25 protein-coding genes are annotated in these 26,354 nt (G+C 58.8%); 10 read left to right on the plus strand and 15 right to left on the minus strand.

The window, feature by feature from the left end; translation table 11 throughout:
• Positions 1-118: 118 nt before the first annotated feature.
• Complete coding sequence (locus ACP7BS_RS09885) at positions 119-949, plus strand: N-acyl homoserine lactonase family protein (protein WP_426230527.1); 831 nt, start codon at positions 119-121, stop codon at positions 947-949.
• 226 nt (positions 950-1,175) lie between these two features.
• On the opposite strand, the gene ACP7BS_RS09890 is transcribed toward ACP7BS_RS09885, so the two are convergent.
• The gene (locus tag ACP7BS_RS09890) at positions 1,176-2,945 is read right to left on the minus strand and encodes a calcium-binding protein (RefSeq protein WP_426237861.1); all 1,770 of its coding nucleotides are present in this window, start codon (positions 2,943-2,945) and stop codon (positions 1,176-1,178) included.
• Positions 2,946-3,321: 376 nt separating this feature from the next.
• Here ACP7BS_RS09890 and ACP7BS_RS09895 point away from each other — a divergent pair, with 376 nt between their 5' ends.
• Positions 3,322-4,410: an extracellular catalytic domain type 1 short-chain-length polyhydroxyalkanoate depolymerase gene (locus ACP7BS_RS09895; RefSeq protein WP_426237863.1), complete on the plus strand. Its 1,089-nt coding sequence runs from the start codon at positions 3,322-3,324 to the stop codon at positions 4,408-4,410.
• A 175-nt stretch (positions 4,411-4,585) separates the two neighbouring features.
• Here ACP7BS_RS09895 and ACP7BS_RS09900 read toward each other — a convergent pair whose 3' ends face one another.
• Positions 4,586-5,011: a DUF4112 domain-containing protein gene (locus tag ACP7BS_RS09900; protein WP_426230530.1), complete on the minus strand. Its 426-nt coding sequence runs from the start codon at positions 5,009-5,011 to the stop codon at positions 4,586-4,588.
• A 340-nt stretch (positions 5,012-5,351) separates the two neighbouring features.
• Here ACP7BS_RS09900 and ACP7BS_RS09905 point away from each other — a divergent pair, with 340 nt between their 5' ends.
• The gene (locus ACP7BS_RS09905) at positions 5,352-6,215 is read left to right on the plus strand and encodes an SDR family oxidoreductase (RefSeq protein ID WP_426237865.1); all 864 of its coding nucleotides are present in this window, start codon (positions 5,352-5,354) and stop codon (positions 6,213-6,215) included.
• A 129-nt stretch (positions 6,216-6,344) separates the two neighbouring features.
• Here the strand turns inward: ACP7BS_RS09905 and ACP7BS_RS09910 are convergent, their stop codons facing one another.
• Positions 6,345-6,557, minus strand: a complete 213-nt coding sequence (locus ACP7BS_RS09910; RefSeq protein ID WP_426230532.1) for a hypothetical protein — start codon at positions 6,555-6,557, stop codon at positions 6,345-6,347.
• A gap of 470 nt (positions 6,558-7,027) precedes the next feature.
• Here ACP7BS_RS09910 and ACP7BS_RS09915 point away from each other — a divergent pair, with 470 nt between their 5' ends.
• Positions 7,028-7,237, plus strand: coding sequence for a hypothetical protein (locus ACP7BS_RS09915; RefSeq protein ID WP_426237867.1), 210 nt, complete (start codon positions 7,028-7,030; stop codon positions 7,235-7,237).
• A gap of 175 nt (positions 7,238-7,412) precedes the next feature.
• On the opposite strand, the gene ACP7BS_RS09920 is transcribed toward ACP7BS_RS09915, so the two are convergent.
• From ACP7BS_RS09920 to ACP7BS_RS09950, 7 genes are all read right to left on the minus strand, one after another.
• Positions 7,413-8,114 (minus strand): class II aldolase/adducin family protein, encoded by a 702-nt coding sequence (locus ACP7BS_RS09920; protein ID WP_426237869.1) that lies wholly within the window; start codon positions 8,112-8,114, stop codon positions 7,413-7,415.
• Positions 8,111-9,616, minus strand: coding sequence for an FGGY-family carbohydrate kinase (locus ACP7BS_RS09925; protein WP_426237871.1), 1,506 nt, complete (start codon positions 9,614-9,616; stop codon positions 8,111-8,113). The genes ACP7BS_RS09920 and ACP7BS_RS09925 overlap by 4 nt, the downstream gene beginning before the upstream one ends.
• A gap of 37 nt (positions 9,617-9,653) precedes the next feature.
• Complete coding sequence (locus tag ACP7BS_RS09930; protein ID WP_426237873.1) at positions 9,654-10,502, minus strand: sugar phosphate isomerase/epimerase family protein; 849 nt, start codon at positions 10,500-10,502, stop codon at positions 9,654-9,656.
• Between the two features lie 4 nt (positions 10,503-10,506).
• Positions 10,507-11,502, minus strand: coding sequence for an ABC transporter permease (locus ACP7BS_RS09935; protein WP_426230540.1), 996 nt, complete (start codon positions 11,500-11,502; stop codon positions 10,507-10,509).
• Entirely contained in the window at positions 11,499-12,500 is a 1,002-nt protein-coding gene (locus ACP7BS_RS09940) for an ABC transporter permease (protein WP_426230542.1), read from the minus strand. Before ACP7BS_RS09940 ends, ACP7BS_RS09935 begins: the two co-directional genes overlap by 4 nt.
• Positions 12,493-14,007 carry a sugar ABC transporter ATP-binding protein gene (locus ACP7BS_RS09945; RefSeq protein ID WP_426237875.1) on the minus strand — a complete coding sequence of 505 codons (1,515 nt, stop codon included), beginning with the start codon at positions 14,005-14,007 and terminating at the stop codon, positions 12,493-12,495. The genes ACP7BS_RS09940 and ACP7BS_RS09945 overlap by 8 nt, the downstream gene beginning before the upstream one ends.
• A gap of 98 nt (positions 14,008-14,105) precedes the next feature.
• Positions 14,106-15,083, minus strand: a complete 978-nt coding sequence (locus tag ACP7BS_RS09950; protein ID WP_426237877.1) for an autoinducer 2 ABC transporter substrate-binding protein — start codon at positions 15,081-15,083, stop codon at positions 14,106-14,108.
• A 241-nt stretch (positions 15,084-15,324) separates the two neighbouring features.
• On the opposite strand from ACP7BS_RS09950, the gene ACP7BS_RS09955 reads away from it, so the two are divergent.
• Positions 15,325-16,389 (plus strand): LacI family DNA-binding transcriptional regulator, encoded by a 1,065-nt coding sequence (locus tag ACP7BS_RS09955; protein ID WP_426237878.1) that lies wholly within the window; start codon positions 15,325-15,327, stop codon positions 16,387-16,389.
• A 140-nt stretch (positions 16,390-16,529) separates the two neighbouring features.
• Here the strand turns inward: ACP7BS_RS09955 and ACP7BS_RS09960 are convergent, their stop codons facing one another.
• Both ACP7BS_RS09960 and ACP7BS_RS09965 read right to left on the minus strand, forming a co-directional pair.
• On the minus strand, positions 16,530-17,483 hold the full coding sequence (locus tag ACP7BS_RS09960; protein ID WP_426230548.1) for a DUF2950 domain-containing protein: 954 nt from the start codon (positions 17,481-17,483) through the stop codon (positions 16,530-16,532).
• Positions 17,484-17,506: 23 nt separating this feature from the next.
• Entirely contained in the window at positions 17,507-18,835 is a 1,329-nt protein-coding gene (locus tag ACP7BS_RS09965) for a DUF3300 domain-containing protein (RefSeq protein ID WP_426230549.1), read from the minus strand.
• 440 nt (positions 18,836-19,275) lie between these two features.
• Between ACP7BS_RS09965 and ACP7BS_RS09970 the strand changes: the two genes are divergently transcribed.
• From ACP7BS_RS09970 to cysE, 4 genes are all read left to right on the plus strand, one after another.
• A complete protein-coding gene (locus tag ACP7BS_RS09970) occupies positions 19,276-19,758 on the plus strand; it encodes a DMT family transporter (RefSeq protein ID WP_426237880.1) in 483 nt (160 codons plus the stop codon).
• Positions 19,755-20,183 carry a DMT family transporter gene (locus tag ACP7BS_RS09975; RefSeq protein ID WP_426230552.1) on the plus strand — a complete coding sequence of 143 codons (429 nt, stop codon included), beginning with the start codon at positions 19,755-19,757 and terminating at the stop codon, positions 20,181-20,183. The genes ACP7BS_RS09970 and ACP7BS_RS09975 overlap by 4 nt, the downstream gene beginning before the upstream one ends.
• A gap of 388 nt (positions 20,184-20,571) precedes the next feature.
• Positions 20,572-21,924, plus strand: coding sequence for an LLM class flavin-dependent oxidoreductase (locus ACP7BS_RS09980; RefSeq protein ID WP_426237882.1), 1,353 nt, complete (start codon positions 20,572-20,574; stop codon positions 21,922-21,924).
• 58 nt (positions 21,925-21,982) lie between these two features.
• The gene (cysE, locus tag ACP7BS_RS09985; RefSeq protein ID WP_426237883.1) at positions 21,983-22,825 is read left to right on the plus strand and encodes a serine O-acetyltransferase; all 843 of its coding nucleotides are present in this window, start codon (positions 21,983-21,985) and stop codon (positions 22,823-22,825) included.
• A gap of 312 nt (positions 22,826-23,137) precedes the next feature.
• Here the strand turns inward: cysE and ACP7BS_RS09990 are convergent, their stop codons facing one another.
• The 3 genes from ACP7BS_RS09990 to ACP7BS_RS10000 all read right to left on the minus strand — a co-directional run bounded on the left by ACP7BS_RS09990 (position 23,138) and on the right by ACP7BS_RS10000 (position 25,681).
• Positions 23,138-23,542, minus strand: coding sequence for a host attachment family protein (locus ACP7BS_RS09990; protein ID WP_426230557.1), 405 nt, complete (start codon positions 23,540-23,542; stop codon positions 23,138-23,140).
• A gap of 548 nt (positions 23,543-24,090) precedes the next feature.
• The gene (locus ACP7BS_RS09995; protein WP_426230763.1) at positions 24,091-25,092 is read right to left on the minus strand and encodes a sensor histidine kinase; all 1,002 of its coding nucleotides are present in this window, start codon (positions 25,090-25,092) and stop codon (positions 24,091-24,093) included.
• A gap of 217 nt (positions 25,093-25,309) precedes the next feature.
• Complete coding sequence (locus ACP7BS_RS10000; RefSeq protein WP_426237885.1) at positions 25,310-25,681, minus strand: response regulator; 372 nt, start codon at positions 25,679-25,681, stop codon at positions 25,310-25,312.
• A gap of 459 nt (positions 25,682-26,140) precedes the next feature.
• Between ACP7BS_RS10000 and ACP7BS_RS10005 the strand changes: the two genes are divergently transcribed.
• Positions 26,141-26,350 (plus strand): cold-shock protein, encoded by a 210-nt coding sequence (locus ACP7BS_RS10005; RefSeq protein ID WP_027687039.1) that lies wholly within the window; start codon positions 26,141-26,143, stop codon positions 26,348-26,350.
• Positions 26,351-26,354 lie beyond the last annotated feature (4 nt).

Genomic DNA, 26,354 nt, shown 5'->3' on the forward strand with positions numbered 1-26,354 from the left:
GGACCAATCGGAAAAAAACCGCATCCTCGAGCGTTTCGGGCTCATAATCGATCGAACCGGAGCCTCCGCCGTCGGCAGGATACGTCACAACCTATCTGTACAGTTAATGGAGTCTGACATGAACACAACTGCCACGATCCTATTCGGCGCCTTTGCCGCCATGGCCTCAACCGCCCATTCCGCTGATGTCGAACTTTGGCGGCTTGATTGCGGCGAGATCGAGGTCCGCGACCTCTCGCTATTTTCCGATACCTTCAATCATGCCGGGGAGAAGCGGACTCTAACCGACAGCTGCTACCTGATCCGACATGATCAGGACTACATGCTTTGGGACGCCGGACTGCCGGCAGCCCTCCTGGGAGCGAAGCTGGATCCGACCGCGGTCCTGGCGCCAACGCTTGCCCGGGATATTCCCGCCCAACTCGCCGAGATCGGTGTGAACGCCGGACAGATCGGCCGGGTCGGCATCAGCCACAACCATTTCGACCATGTCGGCCAGGCGGCGGCGTTTCCACAGGCGACCTTGCTGATGGGCGCCGCGGACCTCGCTCAGTTCAAAGCTGATCCCCTTCCGTTTGCTGTCGATCCTGCATTCATCAAACCCTGGCTCGACGGCGCCTCGAAGATCGATGCCATCTCCGGCGATCGTGACGTCTTCGGCGACGGGACCGTCACCATTCTGTCCACCCCTGGTCACACACCCGGCGAGACGAGCCTTCTCGTTCGCCTGGCAAAGACCGGTGCCGTTGTGCTCTCTGGTGATGTCGCGCACTTCGAGGAGCAGTTTGAGAGCCGGGGCGTTCCAACCTTCAACCACGACCGTGCGGAAACACTCGCTTCGATGGAGCGGCTGACAGGCATTGCCAAGGCACTCAACGCCACCCTCATCGTTCAACACGATGCACGCGATATCGCCAAGCTGCCGATTTTCCCGAAAAGTGCCAAATAGACATTCGAAACCCCGGCCAGCCGACGCGCTGGCCGGGTTGGCTACCAGGCGTTGCGAATGGGTTAAGCATTCTCGGTTCCTTCAGCTGAAATCGGTTTTAAATACGGGTTTATTGCTCGATCTTGAGACCGACCCTGACCTCCGCTGAGGCAAGCAGTTCCGTTTTTCGCACTCCATAGTCTTTCTTGCCGGCGGCTGGCGCAGTGGCGGATCGCTGAAGACCCATTCAGATGACGACGAAATCATTCGCGGTCAGTGCCAGGCCCGCGGTAAGCGTCGCGAAATGTACCCCGCTATAGGACCCGCCGTTTCCGTCCCCGTCATAATAAAGTTTGCCTGTACAGGTTTCGTAGACGACGCGGTCGGAGGTGTCACCGGCCAGTCCGGTTGCATTCGCCGCAAACGCTGAGGCTTGAAGCACACCGGTGCTGGTTAGCGCGGTGAAGACTGCATTTTCCAGCTGAATCGTATCGTTGATCACATTATAGTCGGTGATTACATCAGTGTTGGTTGCAGCATCCACCACCGTGTTGAACAAAAATGTGTCACTGCCGACGCCGCCGGTCAGGATATCGTTGCCGGCTAGGCCCTTGATAATGTCATTGCCAGCGCCACCGTTGAGATCGTCGCTGCCGATCCCACCGGTCAGTTTGTCGTTGCCATTTCCGCCGCTCAAGGTATTGCCTGAACCGCCGAAAACGGTGAGTTGGTCATTGCCAGCGCCGCCGGCGAGGACGCTTGATCCAAACGAGCCGGGGGCGACCGTTGCCACCAGCACATCATCGCCAGCACCGCCATCCAAACGGTTCTCGGCGAGGGAACCATCTGCGGTGAACGGCGCGGATATGATCGACAGGAAGGCGTCGAGCGTGTCGTTGCCGATACCGCCGCTGAGTAGATTGACCACATTATACAGGCTGAGGCCAAGAGAACTGGGGCCGCCATGGGCATCGGCCACTATGCGCGCCGTCAGGACATCTTTTCCGTCGCCGCCAGTCAAGTCGTTCAGGGCAGAGACAAAGCCGCCAAGGGCCGTGGCATCCGCCTTTAAATGATCGTCTTCGGTGCCGCCGTCCAGCCGGTTGACGACGTTGGTGACCACATTTTCACCATCGGTCGTCTGCGTCGCCTCCAAGGTATCGTTGCCCGCATCGCCCCACAGGCTGTTGATCCCGACCGGGGAGCGGGAATTGGAATCTGTGAAACTAAAGGCACGCAGCACATCGTCACCGCCGCCACCATTGAGCCAATTCGACACCAGTTCCGTGGAGTTGGAGACACCTCTCGCCGTGGCTTCAAGAATATCGTTTCCGGCGCCACCACTTAGAATATTGATGGCAGTGGCCGTCGATCCGTTAAACTCGGTTTCGGCGAGAGCGGTGATGTGGTCGTTTCCATCTCCCCCATCGACCTCGTTCTTGGCGTAGTTGTCGTCCAGGGTGTTTCGTGTGCTGGCGATGACTTTGATCGTGTCGTCACCACTGCCGCCAAGAACATGGGTTATGGCTGCCACGTTGGCAAAGACCGGTTGCGCCACTTTGGCAACTGCGTTGATCGTATCGTTGCCGGCGCCGCCATCGGCCAGAACCTCGGCGCGCAATTGCCGGTCCAGCACAGTCGTGACCCCGCCTTGCAGCGTCACGATAGCGCTCATATTGTCTTTACCGGCACCACCGAACTGGACTGAAAGACCTTCGACTTCGTTGTCACCGTTTATCGGCACGAGCACATCCGTGACCAGGGTATCATTGCCGCCGCCGGCAATCAGCGCCGTCCGGTTGAAGGTGTTGTTCAAGCGATCGTTACCATCAAACGCGAAGATCAATGTCCCCTCGGTCGCAGCACTGAAAATCTCGTTGCGGCTGCTGCCGATCATCACAGCGTTGACGGGTGCTGTCCGCGCAAGCCAATCAAGCGTGGTCAGATTGTCAGTACCTTGGACAATAGTCGCTGCCCACTGCGCAACTTGAGTTTCCGTCGGTTCGAGAAATGCCATTTTCTCCCCCTTGCAATGGTTGCAAGCACGCCGAAGATCTTGGACTGTTAGTGCGGTCGTGCCATGTGTCCGCCTTCGAATCCACTGGAGCGTGTTTTCGACCCTGCCATATTGTGCAAAGGGACAGCATAGGTCCACGCCTTCTAATTCATGCGCGACATTTCAAGTGCCCTCCGCCGAAAGGCTTACCTGTTGCCCGGGCAAATCGTATTTGAGAAAAAGGAAGTTGTCCGGCGGGTTAAAAAAGGTCATCCGCCGCGCCGATATCGAGGAGCTGTCGCGCCGACAATAAATTTGTGCACCGCAGCAACAAGATCTGTGTCCGCGCGTTACCTTATTATACGTCAATAAGACGTCGGAAGCCGGAGCGAATTTTATGAGATCGATGGCCGATACGCTGGAGCGCCTTGCGCGGCTTCGGGGAAAGCAAGCTGGGCCAACTCCCGCTTCGCGCCTGAAGCGACTTGATGGATTTGGGTCAAATCCCGGAGCGCTCTCCGGGTGGTGCCATGTGCCGTCTCAATTACCGAAAGCGCCGGCACTCGTCGTCGTGCTCCATGGTTGCACACAGACCGCCGCTGGCTATGACACGGGGTCCGGTTGGTCGAAGCTGGCCGACGATTTCGGTTTTGCGGTGCTGTTTCCGGAGCAAACTCGCGCCAACAATGCCAATCTTTGTTTCAATTGGTTCAATCGGGACGATATCGCAAGAGACAGCGGCGAGGCGCTTTCGATACGGCAGATGATCGCTGCTATGATAGCGGCTCACGCGATCGACCAGAGACGGGTCTACGTCACCGGCTTGTCGGCGGGCGGCGCAATGGCCAACGTCCTGCTTGCCTGCTATCCGGATCTGTTCGCAGGCGGGGCCATCATTGCAGGTCTGCCGTATGCCATCGCCGAAACGGTTCCGGAGGCATTCGACCGGATGAGAGGGCATGGTCTTCCAGGGACTGCCGTTTTGCAGGAGCGACTGAAGAGTGCATCGACGCACCAGGGGCCCTGGCCAACCGTTTCGATCTGGCATGGCTCCAGCGATCAGACCGTTGCGATGGCGAATGCGACAGCGACCGTTGAACAATGGCGCGGCGTTCATGGCGCGGCCGCAAAACCGGCTGCATCCGAGTCAATCGGCGGTCATACGTGCACAACGTGGCGCGATCACGGTGGCGAGGATGCAATCACACTCTATCAGATTACAGGAATGGCGCACGGCACCCCGATCGATGGAAAAACGGGCTACGGCACCTCCGCTCCGTTCATGCTCGACGTGGGCTTCTCATCGACCTTGCACATCGCGCGATCCTGGGGGCTGATAGCATCCTTCGAACGTATGGAAACAAGCACCAACGACGGCCGTAACGAGGGTTCTGCCGATGTTGCGCAAACGTCTCCACCGGCACGGACTGACGCTATCACGTCAGTTATAGAACGTGCGCTGCGCTCGGCTGGACTGATGCGCTAACGCCCGGAGGTTATTCCGATCGACGCCACCTGCGTGGTGAGCTTCTGGACGGAATAACAGGGCGAACCCAGACAGGGAGGATTCCGGGGACTTGCTGCCTGTATCTTAAGAGCACGTCGGGACGCAGTTAACCTATGCGCAGTCGACCTATAAGCCACTTGAACCTGCTCAAAAATCAGATGGGCAGGCCTTGCTCAGATTGCCGGCGCCTGATTTCCCGATGCTTGGCGATATCTGCGTCCTTGACCTGAAAGTGGTCCAGGATGAGTTGGACATTTCGCTTGTGGGATTTGAAATAGACATCGAAGACGTCGCCAACGACAGGCACGGCTCCAAAGACCGTGTCGATGCCGAGATTATACACCATTCTGGCCAGCGTCGTCCTCGGTAGTCCGAGATCCCGGGCCTCGTTGACGATGTAAAGGCCAATCAGCGCACCGGCGGCGTCGCCGATCCCCGGCAGCAGCCCGAGGATGGAATCCGCGCCGACCCGGATACCGGTGCCTGGAATTTGTATAGCCGTATCCATCACCCTGGCAATAGCGGCGAGACGCACGATGCGTGGCATTATGATCGTTTGGTCGTGATTGATTTTGGTCATGTTTAAGTCACGGCCCTTGCGTCTGTTTCACTATTTTCAGGCAGCAGGATCTCACCTGGGCCTGTCGGTACGTTTCCCAGCGCCGGTTGATCCGCCGGGGTAATTCCCATGCGCTTCACTTTTGCTTTTCCGCTTTATACCAGTGTTCCTGGTCAAAGCGGTCCATCATCGCGTTTCTCCTCTTCCTGGAGAACCAGAAAGTTCGAGCAATGTTCCTCTTCAGGTGAGGAATGCTTCGCCGAACCGGATGAAACATCGGTGACGGAAACAGATCCGGTGGTGTGTGAAAGGGAACCAACGGTAATCTGCATCGTTCTCCGATCAGCAAAAGGAGATTTAGATGTCGGATCCGAAACGCCCCCTGCCCCCTCAGCCCGAGCAAGAGCAATCTCCACCCGGCCTGACCTCGCTCATGAGACCGGTTCCCGATCACGGCGAGAAAAGCTATAAAGGCAATGGCAAGCTTGAAGGAAATGTTGCGCTGATTACCGGCGCGGATTCCGGCATTGGACGCGCCGTGGCCATCGCCTTTGCTCGCGAAGGCGCCGATATCGTCATTTCCTATTTGAGCGAGGATGAAGACGCCGAAGAAACGGCAAAATGGGTCGAAGATGCGGGCAGTAAAGCCATTGTCGTTCCTGGCGACATCACGTCGGAGAGCCATTGCAACGCAATCGTCGAGCAAACCTTGCGGGAGCTGGGCGGGATCGACATTCTGGTCAACAATGCCGCCTTCCAGCGGACCTATTCCTCCATTACAGAAATCACGGCGGATGAATGGGACGAAACATTCCGCACCAACATCTATGCGCCCTTCTTTCTTTGCAAAGCCGCAATCCCCCACATGAAAGCCGGTGCATCCATCATCAACACAACATCAATCCAATCCCGTCAACCTTCCTCGCATCTGCTCGCCTATGCGGCCACCAAGGGTGCTGTGTCGAATTTCACGGCTGGCCTTGCCGAAATGGTCGCGGAGAAGGGCATACGTGCGAACGCAGTTGCGCCCGGGCCGATTTGGACACCATTGATCCCTTCGACGATGCCGCCGGAGAAATCCGCATCGTTCGGTGAAAAAACGTTGATCGGCCGCGCTGGACAACCTGCCGAACTTGCCGGAGCCTACGTCCTGTTGGCGTCAAAAGAAGGAAGCTACATGACCGGTGCCGTCATTCCAGTCACGGGCGGGGAGATCATGATTTGAGCTGCCATTCAACATTGGCGCCCTCATGTTACCAGCCTTGACCCGACGTGCGGTCAGGAAAACCTGATAGCCGTGGAGACGGCCATCAGATGAAGCTGGATGGGATGGCGAGACGACAATGCGAAGTGCTCATCTAGATAAGGAGGCCTTGGAACCATTCGCCTCTGATTTCGGCTTAGCCAACCGAAGGCGCTCAAGTCTGGTAGCGCCATATTCCCTGGCTTCATCTTCTGTGCGAAACGATTTGTGCTCGGTGTGATTGCCGGCGAAGATCACAACCTCCCAAACTCCATTGACGAAGCTGACGTCGAGCTTGAGCTTTGATGGCTTTGTTGCGTTCATGGCATCCTCCGCCTGCGGCACTATTGCCAAAATAATAGCTAGGCTCGTTTGTCCCGGCATTTAAATTTCTCTATGGGCCAAGCAATCGCTTTGCAGGCCTCTTGATTTTCCCTCGTCGGCGATCGGGATCCTTCAAGAAGAACTCCACCATCGTCGACGTCGTTGCTGATGTCGTCACCCGTATGGGCCATAAGCGTAATAATTAGGTACGACCTTGGCAGGAAAGCCGGACCGAGCCGGCCCTCAGGGACATGACGCGAGGATCGCTCCCGGCCAAAATAATGGTGCTTAAGGGATTGTCCGCAGGAATCTCCAAGCCTGGGCCGGCTCACCGTCCATCGTCCGCTCGGAGGATCTCTTCAAAGCGATTGCTGTGGAAAACACACGATGTCTGGCTATAGGCTAGATTCAACATATTGCAGCCTTTCTAAAGGGCCGACACACTGTTGTAACATTTGGTAGGGGGCGGCATGGACCATCGTATTCTGTCGGATAGTGATATCGATCTGCTCAAACGCGCACTCATTCATCGCTGCAAATATCTCGGAATAAGCCCCGACGGCGCTGCGGCTCATACCGCCGCCGGAGAATTGCTGGAAATGTTTCAGCTCGGCTGGAGCGACGAACGGCAATTGGCAACGGGACCGATCGCTATCCCCATCGGCAACAATTCTCACTGACTTTGGGCGATGAGCCTCTGATATCTGGTGGGCGCTTTTGGAAGTGTTTGCCCGCCACACTTTATATTCCGCCTTGCCTGGGAGTGAGCCAGAGCAAACGGCTGTCGTGCCACCTCCAAGACCGATCGTTATGGCAAGCAAAGCCCCGAAAACGAGGGCTACGCTTCAATGCCGGTCAGGATACGGCTCGCTGCCGGGCAACATCGCTGACCCCTTCCGCATCCGGCGCATGGCCGTAGCTCATCTTGCGCATCTGTTCGATCACCCGCGCCATTTCATCGTCGGGCAGCACCGGCGGCTCACCGAGCGTCAGGACCTGCACATACATGCGCGACAGGGTCTCGATCTCGATCGCCAGCCAAAGTGCGGCTTCCAATGTCTTGCCAAGCGATATCTGACCATGCTGGCCTAAGAGGCAGGCCAGCCGGTCTTTCAACGCCACCAGCGCATGATCCGACAGCGCCTGCGTGCCGAACGTGGCGTATTCAGCGCAGCGTACCGTCGTGCCGCCGGCAACACCTGTCATGTAGTGAAAGCTCGGTATCGTCTTGTGATGGCAGGCCAATGTCGTGGCATAGATCGAATGGCAATGCAGCACGACATTGATATCCGGCCGGTTCTTCAGGATGTCGCGATGGAAGCGCCATTCCGACGACGGACGGCGGCCGGTATAGCTGCCGTCGAAATCCATCTCCACCAGATCGTCCGGGGTCATCGTGTCATAGGCCAGCGAGGACGGCGTGACGAGGAAACCATTTTGTGTGCGCACCGACAGGTTTCCTGCCGTTCCCTGGTTGATGCCGCTGGAATTCATCCTGCGGCAGGTTTCGACCATATCGCCGCGTAGCGCCGCGATATCCGTATGGTGAGAGCTCATTGGGAGGACCTTTCATATATCGTGCTGAAATAAGTGGCCTGACTGGCCTTGTCCCGCCAATGACGGGTATAAGCCGCCAGATCGGCGGATGGATGCTGGAAAACCGGCGGCTTTTCGAGTGCGATCGCCGCACGCGCTGACCGGGTTCCGTGGCTGGCAAGAAGCGCGGTGCCGGAGGCAACGCCATAGGTGTCGAGATTGGAAACCGTGTCGCCCTGCGGCCGCAAGGCTGCCACCAGCCCCGCATAGAGCGGATCGCGCAGGAAACTGCCGTCTAGGATGACGCGTCCGCCGCTTCCCAGCGCATCGAGGCATTCGACCGTCAAAAGCGCGGTGTAGAGAACCGCCAACGCCTTGCGCCCGGCCGCATCGGCAGGCGGCGGACCGGCAATATGCCCCTCGCCGGCCCTGCCGGGAAACAGGCCGTCGTCATCGCCAAAGGATGGCAGCGCCATGGTGCCCTGCGTGATCATCCGGCTGACCAGTGCGGCATCGGCGTTGAGATGATCGTCGTCACCGGCGACATGGGTGAATTCGCGTCCACCCATCGTCAAGATGCCGCCGATAGGGTTGCCGTTGACGTCGCTGTTGCAGGTCATGCCCCGGTGTTCATTCAGCCGGTCAAGCGGCGTCTTTCCGCTGAGCGCAACGATCCAGGTGCCGGTGGAAACCACGGTCGCCTCATCGAACCCGGCCGCCTGGTAGCGATAGAAATTGGCGCTGCTGTCATGAATGCCTGCAAGAACCTTGATACCGGCCGGCAACCCATAGCGATCGGACAGGACCGGCCGGATCGTCCCGACCGTTGCCCACGCCTTGGCAAACGGCGGCAGCAGGTCTCTCCACCGCTGCGAGTGAACAATCGGCGACCAGCGCCGTTCGACCACATTCCACAGATGCGACTGCGCGCCAAGCACAGTCGCCTCCGACACCGCCACGCCCGACAGACGCCAGGCCCAGTATTGCGGCACGCCGAGAAACCAGCGCGCCCGGGAAAAGCCTTGCGGCTCCGCCTGCTGCATCCAGAACATCTGGCGGGCATGGTGGGTGGCGCCGTGCATCATCGCACTGCCCTTGTCAAAAAACGAACCGGACAACGCCGAGTAACGCATGCGGATATCGTCCGGAAGCGGCTGCTCGTAGTCGATCATCGGCAAGGCGGTGCCATCGCCCGCATCGGGATCCGGTCCCACGAGAACTCCCCCGGAGCCATGGCCCGATGAGACGAAGGTCGTCAGCGGATGGCGTTTGGCAAGACCTGCGAGATTGTCGAACACCCAGTCACCGAGCGCATCCAGATCATGATGACGCCACGGCCCGTCCGGGAGCACGGGATTGGGAATGGACAAAGTCTCAAGGATCGTGCCGGATGCCGTGACGGCATTAAGCTTCACATTGGTCTTGCCAACATCGAGGACAGCGACAGTCGCCGGCTGCAAGCCATCCCTTCGATCGTTTCGTAGCCCGTCCGCCATGTCCGTATCCCGCGCCCGCATACCCATGCGGCTGTCCTCGCGATTGCGCGAACAGCCTCGATCGTCATATCAAACCGTATTGCCGCGCCTTGTTGCGCAGGAACGGCAGGCCGTTGCCCATCACTTCGGCTTCGTCCTTGGCGACCGGCCGCCAGACGGCAAGGCCATAGGCCACCTGCGGCGGCATGTTGATGAAGCTTTCCATGGCAAGACCGCCCTTGAAGCCGATAGCGGCGAGCGCTGCATAGATTTCGTCCCACGGCACGTTGCCGTAGCCGGGCGTCCCCCGGTCGCTTTCTGAGAGGTGGATATATCTGATGTGGTCGCGGGCATCGAGAATGCCGTTGCCGGCACCCTTCTCCTCGATATTCATGTGATAGGTATCGAGATGCACAAAGACATTGTCGGCGCCGACGCGCTCGATCATGTCGACGGCCTGCTTGGCCGTGTTGATCAGGTGGTTCTCGTAGCGGTTGACCGCCTCGACGCCGAGTTCAATGCCGCGGGTCTTGGCATGTTTCGCCGCCGCCTGCAGGGCGCGGGCGATGTTGTCATATTCCTTTTCGGTCGGCGGAACGCCGGTGCGCTCGCCGATGCCGCCGAAGATGACGCCGGACAAGGCTTCGGCACCCATGTCCGCCGTCTTGTCGATCGCGACCTTGAGATATTCGACGGCCTTTTCGGGATGCACCGAGGCCCAGGCATGTTCCGGCAAGCCAAGCGAGCAGACAGAACGCAGCTTATGTTTCTCCAAGAGCTTGCGGCTATGCCCGGCATCGACGGCCGGCGCATCGAGAAGCGCGATCTCGATGAAATCCATCTCGTATTTGACGGCGGCGGCAATCGCCTTTTCCGCCCCTGCGTGGTCCCATGTCATGGTCCACATGCTGGTATGAACGCCAAAACCTTCCATGGTTTTATCCTTTTTTTCGCTTGAGAGATTTGAAGTGGCCTGCGGCAAAACGCAGGATCATCACCGTGATGAGCAGGATGCCCCAGACGGCTGTCGCCAGGTGCTGGTTGGCACCGAGAATGTTGAGGCCGGAGGACAGGAGCTGCAGGACCAGCAGCGCCACGGCCACCGGAATGACCCGGCCAAAACCGCCGAACGGATTGACACCGCCAAGGAAACAGGCAAGCACCGTGATCAGCAGATAGGATTCGCCGTGGCCGACGCGCACCGAGTTGAAGCGGGCAAGCATAATGATGCCGGCAATCGCGCACATCGCGCCTGAAAGCGCGTAGACAAGCACCAGCACCTTGCGGGTATTGACACCGGAGTAGCGCGCCGCCTCGATATTCGAGCCGATCATATAGGTGTTGAAACCGAGCTTCATCCGCGTCAGCAGAAGATGCCAGATCAAGACGCAGCTGAAGAAGACAAGGAGCGGGATTGGAAAGCCGAAAATGCTGCCATGGCCAAGCGGCTGCAGAAATGCTGGAAACCCGGAGACGTCGCCGCCCCGCGTCAAGAATTCGCCGAGCCCGCGCAGAAAGATCATCATCGACAGAGAGACAAGGATCGGGTGGGCGCGGGTATAGGCGATCACCAGCCCCATGACCAGGCCACTCAACGCCCCGACGCCGATCCCAAGGACGGAGCCGAGGAAGAAGGCGAACGGGCCGGCATCGGCACCGCCATTCTGCTGCAGCACCCAGGCAACCGTCAGTCCGGCAATATTGGCGGTGAAGGTGATGGCAAGGTTGAGGCCACCGGTCAGCACCGGCAAAAGCATCGCAAGGGTCAAAAGACCGAGTTCCGGCAGCTGGAAAGCGACGGAGCCGAAGGTTGCCCAGCTGAAGAATTGCGGCGAGGCAAGACTGAAAACTACCAGCACGGCGATCAGCGCAAATCCCGGCCCGGCCATGTCCGGCCCCAGCGCCGTCCTGATGCGATTAAGGATTGCGGTCATTTGCGGCCCTCCTCCTGGCGCATGAACGGCAGCAGTTTTTCGATGCTGGTATTGGACAGGGTGATGGCGACGAGGATGATGGCGCCGACGATCATCTTGAACGCATAGGGGGAAACACCCGCCAGATTGAGCCCGTTCTGGGTGATCGAGATCAAAAGCACGCCGAGCACGCAGCCGAGCACCGATCCCTTGCCGCCGCCGAGCCGGGCACCGCCCAGAACTACCGCCGCCAACACATCCAGTTCGCGGCCGTAAAGCGCATTCGGAACCACTTCCTGCGCATAATGCGCCTGGATCAGCCCGCCGATCCCGGCCATCAGGCCAAGCCACCCAAAGGCAATGAACTGCATCGCGCCGATGTTGATGCCGAAACGGCGCGCGCCCTCCGGATTGTCACCGAAGGCATAGAGCTGGCGCCCGGTCGTGGTGCGGGTGATGAACACCCAGGTGGCGACCACGCAGATCAGCATGACCAGCACCGGCAGGGTGATCTCGATCCAGCTGCCATCGGCCATTTCGTGCTCGAACAGCACGACGCGCGACGTCAGCCAGTCCGGCAGATTGTAGATCGACACCCCGCGGGTGAAAAACATCAACAGGCCGAAATAGATATTGAAGGTGGCGATGGTCGCGACGATCGAGATGATCCGGAATTTATGGATCAGGAAGGCGTTGATGGCGCCTAGCAGCACGCCGAGTGCTCCGGCGATCAAAAGTCCGCTGATCCAACCTCCTCCGTCCATCCAGCCGAGCGCGAGGGCTGCGATATACTGGACAACGGAGGCGGCCACCGCAAATGAAATGTCGATGCCGCCGGCAATCAGCACAACCAGTAGGCCGACGGCGAAAATGATGTTGACCGAACTGGTATTGAGCAGATCGAACGCGTTGCCGAGCGAGAAAAACCGGTCGGTGATGACGGACAGAATGATGCTGATGATCGCGATGACGGCGAGCAGCGCGAATTCCGTCGCATGGGATTGAACGGCCTTACGCATAGACGGCTGCCTCTATATCCGCGAGCAAGCAGTCCGCCGGCATGAACTGGTTGACGACCCGCCCTTTTGCCATTTGCAGCACGCGGTCGGCATTGAAATAGACTTCCGGCACCTCGTCGGAGATCAGGACGATCGCGAGACCGGTCTCGGCGAGCTTGGCGACAATATCGAAAATGCCCGCCCGCGCGCCGACATCGACGCCGACGGTCGGCGCATCAAGGATGAGCAGCTTCGGATCGGTCGCCAGCCATTTGGCGATGGCAATGCGCTGCTGGTTACCACCAGACAAAGTAGAGATCGCATCGCCTTGCTTGCCGATCTTGACACCGAGATCGGCGATCCAACGGGCGACAAGATCGCGCTTGCGGCTGTCGGACAACAGCCCACCGGAGGTGATCTTGTCGAGCGAGGCAATGACCAGATTGTCGGCGATCGATTGCGGCTGGATCAGCCCAAGCGACAGCCGGTCCTCGGAGAGATAAGCGATCCCCGCCTCGATGGCGTCGCGGTTGGACGAAAAATGAACCGGCTTGCCTTCGAGTTTGACGGTACCGGACCGCGGTTTCAGCATGCCGAACAGAGACAGGGCCAGTTCGGTGCGCCCGGCCCCGAGCAATCCGGTAATCCCGAGTGTCTCGCCCCGCCGCACGGTAAAGGAAATGTCCTCGAACTGGCCGGTCCGGGACAGCCCCTCCACCTCCAGCACCACCGGATTGGCGCTGACATTACGGGCGCGCACCGTCTGGTCGAAAGTCTTGCCGGTCATCAATTCGGTAATGCGCGACTGGGTCATGCCTTCGGTCGAATAAGCCCCGACCAGCGCACCGTCGCGCAGCACCGTCAGCCGGCTGGAAATCTCCAGCACCTCGGCCAGCCGGTGGCTGACGAAAACGACGGCGACGCCGGAGGCAGAGAGCGTGCGAACGATTTCAAGAAGATGGTCGGTCTCCGACTGGGTCAGCGATGCCGTCGGCTCATCCATGAAGACGAGCTTTGCCTCGCCGACCAGGGCGCGGGCGATCGCCACGATCTGGCGCTGGGCGATGGCATAATCTTTGAGGGGCCGATCGACGTCGAGCGTCACGCCGAGCCGCGCCAGAGCCTTGATCGCCTTCTCTCGCATGCTGCTATAATTGACGAAACGCGGCCAGCGGCCGAGCAGCGTCTGGAATGCAATGTTTTCGGCAACCGTCATTTCCGGAAACAGCGCCAGGTCCTGCCAGATTACCTGGATTCCGGAATTCTGCGCCGTCACCGGCGACATATGCGAATAGGTCTGCCCGTCGAACTCGATCACCGCGCCATCCTGCGGGCGGTAAACGCCGGTGATGATCTTGATCAGCGTGCTCTTGCCCGAGCCGTTTTCACCGGCCAGGCAATGCACCTCGCCCGGCAGAACATCGAAGCTGACATCCTTCAAGGCTCTGACGCCACCGAACGTCATGTTGATGTTGCGCAGGGACAGAAGCGGCTTTTGGCCACTCTTAGCGCTCTCGCGTCCAGTCATCGGATCAACCTGTGAAAATGCGGATCTTTTAGAACTTCCGGGCACCGCCGAGCCGACCGAAGTCAGCCCAGCAGCCCGGGAGAACCTTTTTGGAAAAATTACAGGCCCATGCCTGCAAGCTCGTCCACGGTATCCTTGTTGATCGGCAAAAGCTGATCGACGATGATGTCGTTTCCGGCCGGCTTGATCACGCCGAGACCAGGAATGTCGTCGCCTTCCTTGACGCTTTCGCCCTTGATCAGGCGATCGGCCATGGTGACGAAGACTTCACCGGCCTGTTTTGGATTCCACATGAACCCGCCGGAGATTGCTCCGGACTTGATCAATTTCTGGCCCTGGCCGGGCGAGAATGGACCGAGCACGAAGATTTCACCGGTCTTGCGGCGCTCTTCGACGGCACGGCCGGCCCCGATCGGACCTTGGCTGCCGAAGGCAAGGAAGCCTTTCAGATCCGGATGAGCGGAGATCAGGTCGAGCGCCGTCGATCGGCTCTTGTCGACATCCTCGGCGACGCCGTAGCGTTCGCCGACGAGCTTCATGTCGGGATAGTTGGCCTTGAGATAGGCCACTGCTGCATCGGCCCAGGCATTGTGCAGGGGAACGGTCAGTGAGCCGACGAAGACGGCATATTCGCCCTTGCCGCCCGTCTTTTCGGCCAGAAGCTTGGCATGCGCTTCGCCGAAACCGGTCGAAGAGGCCAGTTCGAAATTCCAGTCCGCACCTTTCTGGCTCGGCGATTCATGGGTAATGACGAAAATGCCGGCTGCTTTTGCCTTGGCAAGAACCGGCTCAAGCACCTTGGCATCGTTCGGCACGACGCCGATGACCTTGACGCCTTGCGCGATGAGATCCTCGATAGCACGCACCTGCAGCGCCGGGTCGGCGCTGGTCGGACCGACCATGAAGGCATCGAGACCGAGCTTGGCACCCTGCTCCTTGATGCCTGCATCCATGGCGTTGAACCAAGGAATACCACCGATCTTGACGACGACGCCCACCTTGTCAGCGGCCAGCGCTGCAAACGACACGCCAAGCGACAGCGATGCAGCAAGCGCTGCAAACATAAACTTTTTCATGCTCTTCCTCCTCCAAACGTTTCCGCGCAGGCAACAGGACCAGGCCGCGACAATTGCGGTCGCAGTCATTTCACCTCAGGTCGGCGCTGGAAATCGCATCCTCCACGTTGCCGCCTCCTCAAGCGGACCTCGCTGCACAATCGATATTTCTTTTTGCACAATCGATGGTGCAAATAATATGTTTTGGTTTTAAACTTTCGTCAAGGGGAAATTGGCACTAAGCAGATGAACGGAGGATTGGATGAAGCACCAGGGCAAAAAGAAGGCGACGATCTACGATCTTTCGGTCCTGTCCGGCTGTTCTGCCTCGACCGTCAGCGCCGTTCTCAACGGCACATGGCGCAAGCGGCGGATCAAGGAAAGCACGGCAGAACTGATCCAGAACCTTGCCGAACAGCACCAGTATACCGCCAACCTGCAGGCAAGAGGCCTGCGCAGTTCCCGCTCCGGCCTAGTCGGCCTGCTTCTACCCGTACACGACAACCGCTATTTCTCCTCGATGGCGCAGACCTTCGAGGCGCAGGTGCGCAGCCACGGCAAATGCCCGGTCGTCGTTAGCGCCTCGCGCGATCCGCAGGAAGAACTGGCAACAGTCGCAACGCTGATATCCTATTCGATCGACGAACTGTTCATCGCCGGCGCCACCGATCCCGACAGCGTTCATGACCTCTGCGATGCCGCCGGCATTCGCCACATCAATATCGACCTTCCCGGGACCAAGGCGCCGTCGGTGATCAGCGACAACTACCAGGGCGCGCGAATGCTGACGCAGGCAATCATCAAGCGGTTCGACGATGCTGCCATGCCGCTGGAGCCGGAGGAGCTTTTCCTGTTCGGCGGGCGCAACGACCATGCCAGCCGCGAGCGCATCAAGGGTTTTCGCGATATCAAGACCGAACTGCTCGGCCATGACAGCGACGCCTGTATCCAGCCGACCGGCTATTCGCCGAACATGACGCAGAAGGCTTTCGAGGCTTTCTACGAGCGCGAAGGAAAACTGCCGCGCGGACTGTTCATCAACTCTTCAATTAACTTCGAAGGCCTGCTGCGCTTCATGGCGCAGCACCCGCACGAGACCTTCGCCGACATCGTCGTCGGCTGCTATGACTACGATCCCTTCGGCTCTTTCCTGCCCTTCCCGGTCATCATGATCCGACAGGACAGCGAAAGCATGCTGGCCAAAGCCTTCGAACTCATCGAAGAAGTTCGTCCTGCCGTGAAGATCCACCTGATCCAGCCCGAACTTGTCCATCCCCGCACGGCCCTCAAGGGGCCGCTCGATTCCATCCGTGACATCGACGCCTGATCCGCCGCCGCCATAAAAAGCGGTGCCTTATCGTTGGAAGGACCTCCCTTGGTGAACATCCTGGAGGATTCCGAGCGGACGCAAGAATGCGCGTTGCGAAAAGACCCCGTGCTCGGATCGCCGGCCTGATGGCACGGATCTTAGTCTGCGGTGACCTCCCAATGATCGTCTGGATTGAACGTTTTAATGCCGGCCGCCATCGATTCCGTTTTCTCACCAAGGTTGGCCTGGTACACCGTCCCGTTCGCATTCACCGTGAAAGTGTGCACGCCGGTCTCGCCGTACCGGATCGGCCAGGCGATCAGGGCAAATCCGGCGATCATATTGCCGTTGATCACGTAGTCGAACTTGCCACCGGCGATGTTCGGTCCCTGGCTCTCGATGATCCTGTAGCGGTAGCCGTAATAGCCTTCCCCGGCCTTGGCTTTATCGAGCGCGGCATTGCCGTCGAGCGCATTGCCGGCCGGACTTTCGCCCTCACCGAGGTCTGGCGACCAGAATAACCCGTCGGTCTTGCCCGGGCTGCTGATTAGTTTTCGCGCGTATTCCAGCACGCCGTCCCCGTCGTGGTCGGCGGCGGCATATTCCTTCTGTGCGTCAACATAGGCCCGCATCGTTTCGATCGTCTGCAGTTCGTTCTCGCCGACGCGGCGGTTGATTATCTCCTCGAAGCCGGCATAGGTGTCGAACGACCACTTGCCGTCCTTGCCCTTGACGACCGGGAACGGCAGCGGCCAAAGCTTCTCGCCGATCTCGACGATCTTCCGGCCATCGATCTCCTGGATGATTGACTTGATCTTCGCGCCGTCGCGTATCTCCGCATAGGTGTCCAGAACGCCCTCACCCGCCTTCAACTTGGCTGGGTTAAGGCCGAGCAGCGCCGCGAACCTGTCGAAATCGTCGGCCGTGAGCGCGGCCTTCAATGCATCGACAGCTTGTTCAGGTGTATCGAACACGGGTGGATCGGTCGGAGAGGCAAAGGATGAAATGGATGCTGCGTCCGATGGTTCGGCCGCTGCCGAAACGGCTGCCGGCCCGAGCAGGATCACCGAAAATATCGGACCCAGGACCACGTTTCTGAAGGACATTGTCATGGCTGTCTTCCTTGTTTGTGCGGTCAGCGGCGACGGCCACCGCCACGGTGGACCTGGCGATTGCCGCCGCCGCGGTTGCCGCCACTCATGGCCTGCCTGCCGCGGTTGGACTGGATCTGCGCGCGCCTGCCGCTGTCCACATTTCCAAGGGCGGGGGGTCTCCTTGCTCGGTTGTCTACCCGGGCTGCGGGCTTGGCCTTAGCCACCGGGCGCTTGGCGTTTGGCTGCGGCTTGATTTTTCCGGAGGCCTTGTTGACCTTGGCTTCCGGCCTGCGGTTTTGAGCTGCTTGAGCCGCTTTCTTCTCCGGCCGGTTCCGGTTGATCCGGTCGGCGTCGATTTTGCTCTTGCGGACGTCGTTGACGCTGATGTTGCCCGGCTTGTTACGGGTGTTCGTCAGGCGGTCATTGCCGATGATGTTGCCCTTGTTGCGGTTGCCGTCGGCCTGGATGTTGTTACGGAAGGCCGTTCGATCGATGTTGTTGAACTGGTTCTTGTCGAACTTGATCTTGCTGCGATCGACGTTCTTCCAATCAAGATCGTTGATGTTCACCTTGCCGTTGATGTTGTTGAAGCAGTTGTTGCAATCGATATCGACATTGCCGTTCCAGCGCCCCCCCGCGACGCCCCAGCGGTTCCAGTCAACGGCTGCGACCCAAACCGCTCCTGTCACTACCCCCGCGAAAAAGGTTGCGGTCGGGTAGTAGTAGTTCGGATAGGGTTCCGGATAATAGGCGATCGGCGCTGCGACGTAGCCCGGCTGGTAGAGCATCTCGGGCTCATATTGCGGGACGTAGATCTTCTCCGGGTTCGCCGCCACGATAACGACGTTGTCGTTTTCCTGGCTGACCTTGATCTTGTCATCGGTCTTGATGATGCCATCGGCGACAGCCTTGTCGCGCAATTGCTGGATCGCGATCAGCACGTCCTTTTGCTGGTAGGACAGCGCATCTCCGAGCGACTGCGTCCAGTCCAGATCATCGCTCATCATAGTGACGATCTGCGGATAGTTCAAAAGCGAGACGATACTGCCATCCCATGTCGACTTCGGCTTTAGCTTGGCGTTCTTTTTAAGCTGGCCTTGAAAGCGGGCCGCCTCAACGATCTGCAAGGGATAGAGCGAGGCTGATGAAATCAGTGCAACAAGTTCGTCTGGATAAAGCGCGATCCGCGCGACGAGGATCTCGAGTTCGTCCTCGGTCAGCGGAGCCGGGGTGTCATCCTGCGTGGCGTCCGAAACGGCTGCAGCGGTATCCTGGGCGAAGGCCGACGGCCATCCGAAGCGTTCAATCGGTATTCCGGCCAGAGACAGGCACAGTCCCGTGGCGATTAGCAGTCGATACCGTCCGGTCATCTCAAATGCTCCTATTCTGCTCCAGCCGATCAAGCCGCAATGGCCCTCGATCGACGCTGCGTTTTCGGACGGCGATCCGGTTCCCCAGGCTCCCCCCGTGATAAATCCAGGTGCTGACATCGTGTCCGAAATGCGAAAAGCGAAACGTGTCTCTGCCACTGGATGTTCAAAAGCATCCTCCGATGCTGCCAACCGTCAGGCAATTCCTTTTCCGGGCGTGTGTCAATGCCATATCGGGCATTGGTGAAGTCCTTCATTCAGCCCCTTTGAGGCGCGGCTGGATACCCAGGACCACGTTGTGCCACCATTGTTCAATCGCGCGGATGGCTGATCCATCTGCCAGTTCGGGTGTTCCAGATGGAGACCTGATGACGAAGGCTTGAAAGCAATCCGGGAACATTGCATTACCGGCACCGATACGATCGAACCCGGAACGCACCATGAAGACCCTAGAGAGCCGGCCCATCCAGGCCAATCCGCTTGTTTTCGCAATCGCGCTTGGTACGGGTGGGTTGCTGAGCTTGATGGTGCATTTGAATGGCGAGCTCGCCCAATTCGGCAATCCGCTTTTTTCATCCTGGGTTGCTCATGGGACCGGAACGGTTGCAGCGCTTGTGCTTCTTGCCGTGTTTTACCGGATTGCGAGAAAAAGCGGGATGAACCCCCCTGCGCCCTTCTGGGCTTATCTTGGAGGCATATCGGGCGCTGCGACCGTCAGCCTGTCTTCTCTTACCGTCAATTCGCCGGTCGGACTTCCGGGCACCCTGGCCCTTGGCCTTGCCGGTCAGCTGGCCTTCAGCTTTTCCGCAGACAAATGGGGTCTGTTCGGCTTGCCGAAACGGCCGTTGGCAGGGCGGGATTTCGTCGCGCTCGCCCTTGTTCTTTCAGGCAGCACGCTCATCATTTTTTCGAGTTCGATATGACCCTGTTCGTTTTCTACGCCTGTATGGCCGGCATCCTCATCGGTCTCAGCCGGCAACTCAATGGGCGGCTCAGCTTGTCCACGTCACCCCTCATTGCATCCTTCTGGAACCACGCCGTCGGCTTCGGGTTTCTGACGATTATCGGGCTTTCCATCGGCGGGCTCATACCCGGCGGCGCCTTTGAGGCCCCGTGGTATGCCTATCTTGGCGGCCCTGTCGGCGTTGTCTTCGTTGCCTCCGGCAGCTGGTTGATCACGCGCATCGGCGCCACGAATACCGCTCTCATGATCATCGGAGGTCAAATGTCTGGTGGGGTGGCGATAAACCTGCTGCAGTCGGCGACATCGGCATTCTGGCTGGCAAGCCTTGGGGTCGTCCTCATCATGAGCGGTATGGTCATCTCGCAACGCCGGACCAAGGGTTGACAAGCGGGTCTGCGGCGATGGCCGGACGAAAAGACAATCCGTGCGAGGCGGGTCCATCAGGCTCCGCTACCATGTCGCAAAAGGTAAATTTGTTTCCCGAAGACCCCATCTAAGAAACAGAATTACTCTACAATTGATGTGGACCATATCAAACTGATGGCGCGCATCCGATAACTTTACTCCCACCTTCACAGGAGCATGGCGCCGGACCGCTCTCCTTGGCCGGACAGGGATGGTCGGCTGCGCGCGCGGCAGAACGGATTACTGAAGTGAAGGCAGCGACAGTCTGACGAACGGCTCCAAGCGACCGCGGGTGCTCCGGTGCCCTGCTTCCGGGAAGCCGTCGTCACATCACCACGCATAACCGTTCATTCGAAAGACAAAGTCGATGCCAACCCGCCAGCTTCACCTCGGCGCCTTCATGCGGCCGGTCAGCCTTCACACAGCCGCTTGGCGCTATCCCGGCGCGTATCCGGATGCCAACTTCAATTTCCGTCATCTGAAGGTTTTTGCGGAAACGCTGGAACGCGCGAAATTCGACGCCTTCTTCATGGCTGATCACCTCGCCGTTCTCAACATGCCGATCGATGCGTTACGGCGCAGCCATACGGTCACATCTTTCGAACCTTTCACCCTGCTATCGGCATTGGCGACAGCCACCAGCCGGATTGGGCTCGTGGCGACGGCATCGACGACGTTCGATGAGCCGTATCATATCGCGCGCCGCTTCGCTTCACTCGACCATATCAGCGAGGGGCGCGCCGGCTGGAACATCGTCACGACATCGAACCCGGATGCTGCCCTCAATTTCGGGCTTGAGGATCATGTCGAGCACGCGGAACGTTATCGTCGTGCCCGCGAATTCTACGATGTCGTCACCGGTTTATGGGACAGTTTTGCCGACGATGCTTTTATCCGCAATGCGGCTTCCGGGCTCTATTTCGACCCGGAAAAACTGCATGTCCTCGACCACAAGGGCGACTACCTTTCAGTGCGCGGTCCGCTCAATATCGCCCGGCCGCCGCAGGGTTGGCCGGTGATCGTCCAGGCCGGAGCATCCGAGCCGGGCCGCCAGCTTGCAGCCGAAACGGCAGAGGTGATCTTCGGTTCTTCGCCGGATCTGGAGGTGGGCAAGAGCTTCTATGCCGATGTCAAAGGCCGCATGGAGAAGATCGGACGCAACCGCGATCATCTGAAAGTGCTGCCGGGTGCCTTCGTGGTCGTCGGCGATACCATTGACGAGGCAAAGGCCAAACGCGCCCATCTAGACAGCCTGGTGCACTACGAGAGCGCCATTGCCTCGCTGTCCATCGCGCTTGGACACGATGCTTCAAGCTTCGATCCCGACGCACCATTGCCGCGCGACATTCCCGATACCAACGCCAGCAAGACCGGGCGCGCGCATGTTCTGCAGCTGGCGGAGCGGGAGGGCCTGACCGTGCGGCAACTCGCGCAGCGCTACGGCGGCTATTCGGGCCTTTCCTTTGTCGGAACGCCAGCCAGCATCGCCGACGAGATGGAGACTTGGCTTTTCGAAAACGGTTGCGACGGGTTCAACGTGGTATTCCCGTATCTCCCACAGGGGCTGACCGACGTTGCCGAAAAGTTGGTACCCGAACTGCAACGGCGCGGCCTGTTCAGACGCGAATATGAAGGTACGACGCTGCGCGAACATCTCGGACTGCCCCGGCCGGCCAACCGTTTCTTCGATAAGAGAGGCGCCGCACAGGCTCCGGGCTGAGGGCCTGCCAACCACCCTGTCGCACCATCAAGAATGCCCCCAGGAAAGGATCTTCACCATGGCAACCAAGCCAACCACCCTAACGGTGCTGAAGACCGACACTTGGCCGGCCGTGCACCGGCTGTGGGAAGCTTTATGCGAAGAGGCGACGGCGGCGGCAAAAAAGGACGCGGCGCTGGTGCGGCCGATGAACTCCGCCGTGCTCTATCATTCCAGCTTCGCCTATGCGCTTGCCCACCGGCTGGCATTGAAACTCGCCAATCACGATATGGACCAGGAAGAGCTCCTGTCTTTGATCCATCAGGCGTTCCTGACCGATCCGGAGCTGCTCCACGCGGCGGCGGCTGATCTGGAGGCTGTAAAAGATCGCGATCCGAGCAATACTGAAATTCTGACGCCATTTCTTTATTTCAAGGGATTTCCGGCCCTGCAGGCGCATCGCGTGGCGCATGGGCTTTGGCTTGGCGATCGGCCTCATCTGGCCCGCCATATGCAGAGCCGTATCTCCGAAGTCTTCGGTATCGACATTCATCCCGCCGCCAAGATGGGCAAGGGCATCATGCTTGACCACGGGAACGGCCTGGTGATCGGCGAAACGGCCGTAGTCGAGGATGATGTGTCCATTCTCCAGAACGTCACGCTCGGCGGTACCGGCAAGGACACCGGAGACCGTCATCCGAAGATCCGGCGCGGCGCGTTGATCGGCGCGGGTGCCAATATTCTCGGCAATATCGAGATCGGGACCGGCGCCAAGGTCGGAGCCGGCAGCGTCGTGGTATCGCACGTGCTGCCCTATACCTCCGTGGTCGGCGTCCCGGCCCGCCCAATCGGCCAGCGCCATTCCGTTCTGCCGGGCGTGACCATGGATCAGGCCCTGCCGGAGCCGGAATACGTGATCTGAGCGTGGCTGCAGTACTTGTTTATGGTAACGCTCGGCGATTCCCGCACCCAGTAGCTGCGCCAATCTCGACAGCGGTACTTTTCGTGCCTGACACGGATATCCGGCACTGCGGCTATTTCCCAGAACTGCCCGGACGGCAACGCGCTGACATCTGTAGTAAACTTGCTGTCGCTCCGGAGCGGTTGCACCGTTCCTGCCAGTTCAAGCTTCTCACTTCGCGAATCGAGATTCTCCCCCAGGCCGTAGTAGGCCTGGGGGAGAATTGCAGAGTTTACCTCAGGAACGACCCGGCAAATCCTGTCTGCAAATCGACTAGGCAGCTGCCAGTGCCTTTTCGATATCCTGTATGGAATGGCCGGTCAGGTCCTTGTCGATCTCGCCGACAAGGATTTCGGACAGGGATTTGTGGTAGCCCTTGCGAAGTTCGCCGAGTGTCCGCGGCGCTGCGATGATGACAAGGTTTTTGATCTTGCCGTCCAGAACCTGCTTGTTCAGCATTTCAGCAATGCCCCTGCCGAAGCCATCTTCCTCCTGCTGGCTGTCATCCGGGTTGGCCGCGCTGCTGGAATGGCGACCACCGGAGGATATTTTCGAGCTGTCGATATCAGGCTCCGCCATTGCCCTGAGCTTGATATTGGAAGCGTCGCCCTCGTTTTGAAACAGGCTAAACTTTTCTCCGTCTGCCACGGCGATAACGGTGTTCTCGGGAAGGTTCATTTTGGTCTCCACGTTTTGCCGGCTTTATGCTGGCGGGACGGCCGAATATTTTTTCAGCTCTGCGTCAACCGTTTCAGCCGGACTAATGTTCCGAGATAATTCGATCGTTCAGCGGCATGATGCGACCGCCGGCGGCTTTCACCCGGGCCGTGCACTGGCACAGGTGGGTCCTGCAGCGTTTTCTCTGCCAAGCTCAGGTCAGTGCAAACTGTTGCCCCCGCGGCGATCTATTGAAGGCTGCTTACCCTTCGTAGCGGCCAGCGCGCAGCGGCGTGCACGACGAGGCAGGTGCCAGACACTCATCGCAGATGCCGCAACCATCGTCGTCTATCAATTCGCTCGGGCGCTGGCAGCATATACAAGTACGCGTATGAGCCCGGTCGCCAGAATGTTTCGGAGGAATGATCTCGACTGCCGCGTCGAACACAAAATCAGCTACAAGTTCCGCCATCTCGCCGCTCCATCAGTGTGGTGCAAATGAGATAGGAGCGCCAATTGCTGACGACAAGGTCAGGCCATTGAATGCCTTGTTAAAATCCGTAGTCCGTTCACTTGGCCAGTCTCTCGCCACTCAACTTCAAAACGACCACGACACCCTTGGGCGACCAGTCGTATGCAATCGATCCTCCCAACTGTCCGGAGACACTTCGGTTGAGCAGCCTGCTTCCATAGCCCTGCGCGCCGTCTGGATCTTCAACGGCAGGCCCGCCGCGTTCCGTCCAGGTCAACATCACTTCGTCGTCCTCGGTCGAGCCCGAAAGATCCAACGTCCCCGTGTCGACGGAAAGCGCACCATACTTCATGGAATTGGTCGCGAGTTCGTGGAAAACCAGTGCCAATGCGGTTGCAGCGGCTTCGCCCACGCCCATGCGGGGCACGGCGACCCTGATACGTCCTTTGAACGCCCCCAGATCCTCATAGGGCGACAGCAGGACGGACAACAGGTCGCCCAGCAAGGTGGCGTGCCCCTGCCCGCCCGGAATTGGGCGTACAAGATCATGCGCCCGGCCAAGGGCAGCCAGTCGTCCGGTAAGCTCCTTCGCCATTTCCTTGGCGGTGGTGGTCGATTGCGAGGTGATATTGGTGAGACCCATGGCGATGGCCAAAAGGTTCTTGACCCGATGGCTCATCTCGCCGGCGAGCAGTTCGTTGCCCTCTTCAGCTTGCTTGCGTCCGGTGACATCCAAGAACACCCCGAACATCTGGCCGTTGTGGAGCGCGGCGTCGTCGCCCAGACCGCGTGCGGAAATCCACCGAATTTCGTCTGCCACCAGAATGCGGAAATCGATCTCGTAGGCGCCAACGATCCCGCGCGTCGCTGTAAATGCAGCCCGTACGCGATCCCGGTCGGAAGGATGAATGTGGGCCGAGAGGTCTTCGAATTTCACTTCACCGCTTTTGACAAGACCCCACAGCTTGAAGGCCTGCTCGTCCATTGCAAAACGATCGTTGGTGACGTCCCATGACCAAAGCGCCACCCCCGCCGCATGGATGGCGCGACGCAGGTTCTCTGGTTTCCAAAGAGGATGGTGTGGGTCGCTGAATGGCATCGCGGCGTCTCCAAGAATATTTGTTTCACTTACTATCCCAGGAGCCAAAAGACTATCCTTTCTCGTCGATTTCAAAGCGAGATCGACTGTGTTCAGACGAGTGCGACAACGGCCATTTTCGCGACTTCACTCCAGATCTAAGCGAGAGAGGCCGCCTGAGGCTTGGACTGCTGGTCCAGCGCTCTCGAAGGGGAGCGTCTATTATGCGTTGCTTCTTCTAACCCGCCGCCACCATCTCCCTGATGGCATTAATAACGCGGGCGTGATCGTACGGCTTGCTGAAGAACCGGCCATGAACTGGCAGCAGTTCGTCGCTCAACTGCCGGTGGCCTGATGTTACGATAATCTGCACCGGTGGCCACCGATCGCGCACCGCCGCTGCCAGTTTTAACCCATCCATTGTGCCCGGCATGTCAATGTCGGTAAACATGAGCTTGATGTCCGGGCTGGCATTCAGCAGAGCTATAGCTTCGTCCGCATTCGATGCTTCGTGCACCTTGAAGCCCTCGTCCTCCAAGAATGCGGCAATATCCATTCGGATGAGCAACTCATCTTCGACAACAAGCACCGTGATCCCATTATAAGCCATCCCTCACCATCCCATGCCCTTTTGTGCCGCAGTATGTCTTTTTTTAATAAGCTGGACGAACACGGGTAACGCGCGGGACCTTAAAATGATCCGGCGGTCCGGCGATGTTTCGATGAAACCGGACCACCGCGCTCAATGAAGGATGTTGTCACGCAGAATAGTACATGCCGGTGCATTGCCTTGGCGTGCGGCAATATGCACCGCAACCACTATGAAGACGGGAGAAGCGCTAGCATTTGAGCCACATCCGTTCGTGGAGTTTGGCCTGTGCGAAAACTAAAAGTTGACGGGCTCCGATAAACAGCGTATGTCTGTGTTCGTCGATATTTTCTTGCTGAGCTTTGGTTATTGCGCGATTAGCACCGCGCCCTGAACGAACCCTCCCTTTAAAACAATCGCTATCATCATCCGCAGCGTTTTCGCGCCGCGGTCACTTATATTGCTATGAAAGGGTTCATCATGACCACTGGCACAGTTAAATGGTTCAATTCCACCAAAGGCTTCGGCTTCATTCAGCCTGACAACGGCGGCGCTGATGCCTTCGTTCACATTTCTGCCGTCGAGCGCGCTGGAATGCGCGAAATCGTAGAAGGCCAGAAGATCGGCTTCGACCTCGAGCGCGACAACAAGTCGGGCAAGATGTCTGCTTGCAACCTGCAGGCCGTATAATCGG

The sequence above is a fragment of the Pararhizobium sp. DWP1-1-3 genome, assembly GCF_049896125.1.
In the GTDB taxonomy this organism is placed as follows: Bacteria; Pseudomonadota; Alphaproteobacteria; order Rhizobiales; family Rhizobiaceae; genus Pararhizobium.

Bases quoted from the DNA above. Each gene is read 5' to 3' on its own strand.
- ACP7BS_RS09920 (WP_426237869.1), bottom strand. From the start codon at position 8,114: ATGAGCTCTCACCATACGGATATCGCGGCGCTACGCGGCGATATGGTC.
- ACP7BS_RS09915 (WP_426237867.1), top strand. From the start codon at position 7,028: ATGGACCATCGTATTCTGTCGGATAGTGATATCGATCTGCTCAAACGC.
- ACP7BS_RS09905 (WP_426237865.1), top strand. From the start codon at position 5,352: ATGTCGGATCCGAAACGCCCCCTGCCCCCTCAGCCCGAGCAAGAGCAA.
- ACP7BS_RS09935 (WP_426230540.1), bottom strand. From the start codon at position 11,502: ATGACCGCAATCCTTAATCGCATCAGGACGGCGCTGGGGCCGGACATG.
- ACP7BS_RS09990 (WP_426230557.1), bottom strand. From the start codon at position 23,542: ATGAACCTTCCCGAGAACACCGTTATCGCCGTGGCAGACGGAGAAAAG.
- ACP7BS_RS09995 (WP_426230763.1), bottom strand. From the start codon at position 25,092: ATGCCATTCAGCGACCCACACCATCCTCTTTGGAAACCAGAGAACCTG.
- ACP7BS_RS09940 (WP_426230542.1), bottom strand. From the start codon at position 12,500: ATGCGTAAGGCCGTTCAATCCCATGCGACGGAATTCGCGCTGCTCGCC.
- ACP7BS_RS09975 (WP_426230552.1), top strand. From the start codon at position 19,755: ATGACCCTGTTCGTTTTCTACGCCTGTATGGCCGGCATCCTCATCGGT.
- ACP7BS_RS09925 (WP_426237871.1), bottom strand. From the start codon at position 9,616: ATGGGTATGCGGGCGCGGGATACGGACATGGCGGACGGGCTACGAAAC.
- ACP7BS_RS09895 (WP_426237863.1), top strand. From the start codon at position 3,322: ATGAGATCGATGGCCGATACGCTGGAGCGCCTTGCGCGGCTTCGGGGA.
- ACP7BS_RS09890 (WP_426237861.1), bottom strand. From the start codon at position 2,945: ATGGCATTTCTCGAACCGACGGAAACTCAAGTTGCGCAGTGGGCAGCG.
- ACP7BS_RS09965 (WP_426230549.1), bottom strand. From the start codon at position 18,835: ATGACCGGACGGTATCGACTGCTAATCGCCACGGGACTGTGCCTGTCT.
- ACP7BS_RS09950 (WP_426237877.1), bottom strand. From the start codon at position 15,083: ATGAAAAAGTTTATGTTTGCAGCGCTTGCTGCATCGCTGTCGCTTGGC.
- ACP7BS_RS10005 (WP_027687039.1), top strand. From the start codon at position 26,141: ATGACCACTGGCACAGTTAAATGGTTCAATTCCACCAAAGGCTTCGGC.
- ACP7BS_RS09930 (WP_426237873.1), bottom strand. From the start codon at position 10,502: ATGGAAGGTTTTGGCGTTCATACCAGCATGTGGACCATGACATGGGAC.
- ACP7BS_RS09980 (WP_426237882.1), top strand. From the start codon at position 20,572: ATGCCAACCCGCCAGCTTCACCTCGGCGCCTTCATGCGGCCGGTCAGC.
- ACP7BS_RS10000 (WP_426237885.1), bottom strand. From the start codon at position 25,681: ATGGCTTATAATGGGATCACGGTGCTTGTTGTCGAAGATGAGTTGCTC.
- ACP7BS_RS09885 (WP_426230527.1), top strand. From the start codon at position 119: ATGAACACAACTGCCACGATCCTATTCGGCGCCTTTGCCGCCATGGCC.
- ACP7BS_RS09910 (WP_426230532.1), bottom strand. From the start codon at position 6,557: ATGAACGCAACAAAGCCATCAAAGCTCAAGCTCGACGTCAGCTTCGTC.
- ACP7BS_RS09970 (WP_426237880.1), top strand. From the start codon at position 19,276: ATGAAGACCCTAGAGAGCCGGCCCATCCAGGCCAATCCGCTTGTTTTC.
- ACP7BS_RS09945 (WP_426237875.1), bottom strand. From the start codon at position 14,007: ATGACTGGACGCGAGAGCGCTAAGAGTGGCCAAAAGCCGCTTCTGTCC.
- cysE (WP_426237883.1), top strand. From the start codon at position 21,983: ATGGCAACCAAGCCAACCACCCTAACGGTGCTGAAGACCGACACTTGG.
- ACP7BS_RS09960 (WP_426230548.1), bottom strand. From the start codon at position 17,483: ATGACAATGTCCTTCAGAAACGTGGTCCTGGGTCCGATATTTTCGGTG.
- ACP7BS_RS09900 (WP_426230530.1), bottom strand. From the start codon at position 5,011: ATGACCAAAATCAATCACGACCAAACGATCATAATGCCACGCATCGTG.
- ACP7BS_RS09955 (WP_426237878.1), top strand. From the start codon at position 15,325: ATGAAGCACCAGGGCAAAAAGAAGGCGACGATCTACGATCTTTCGGTC.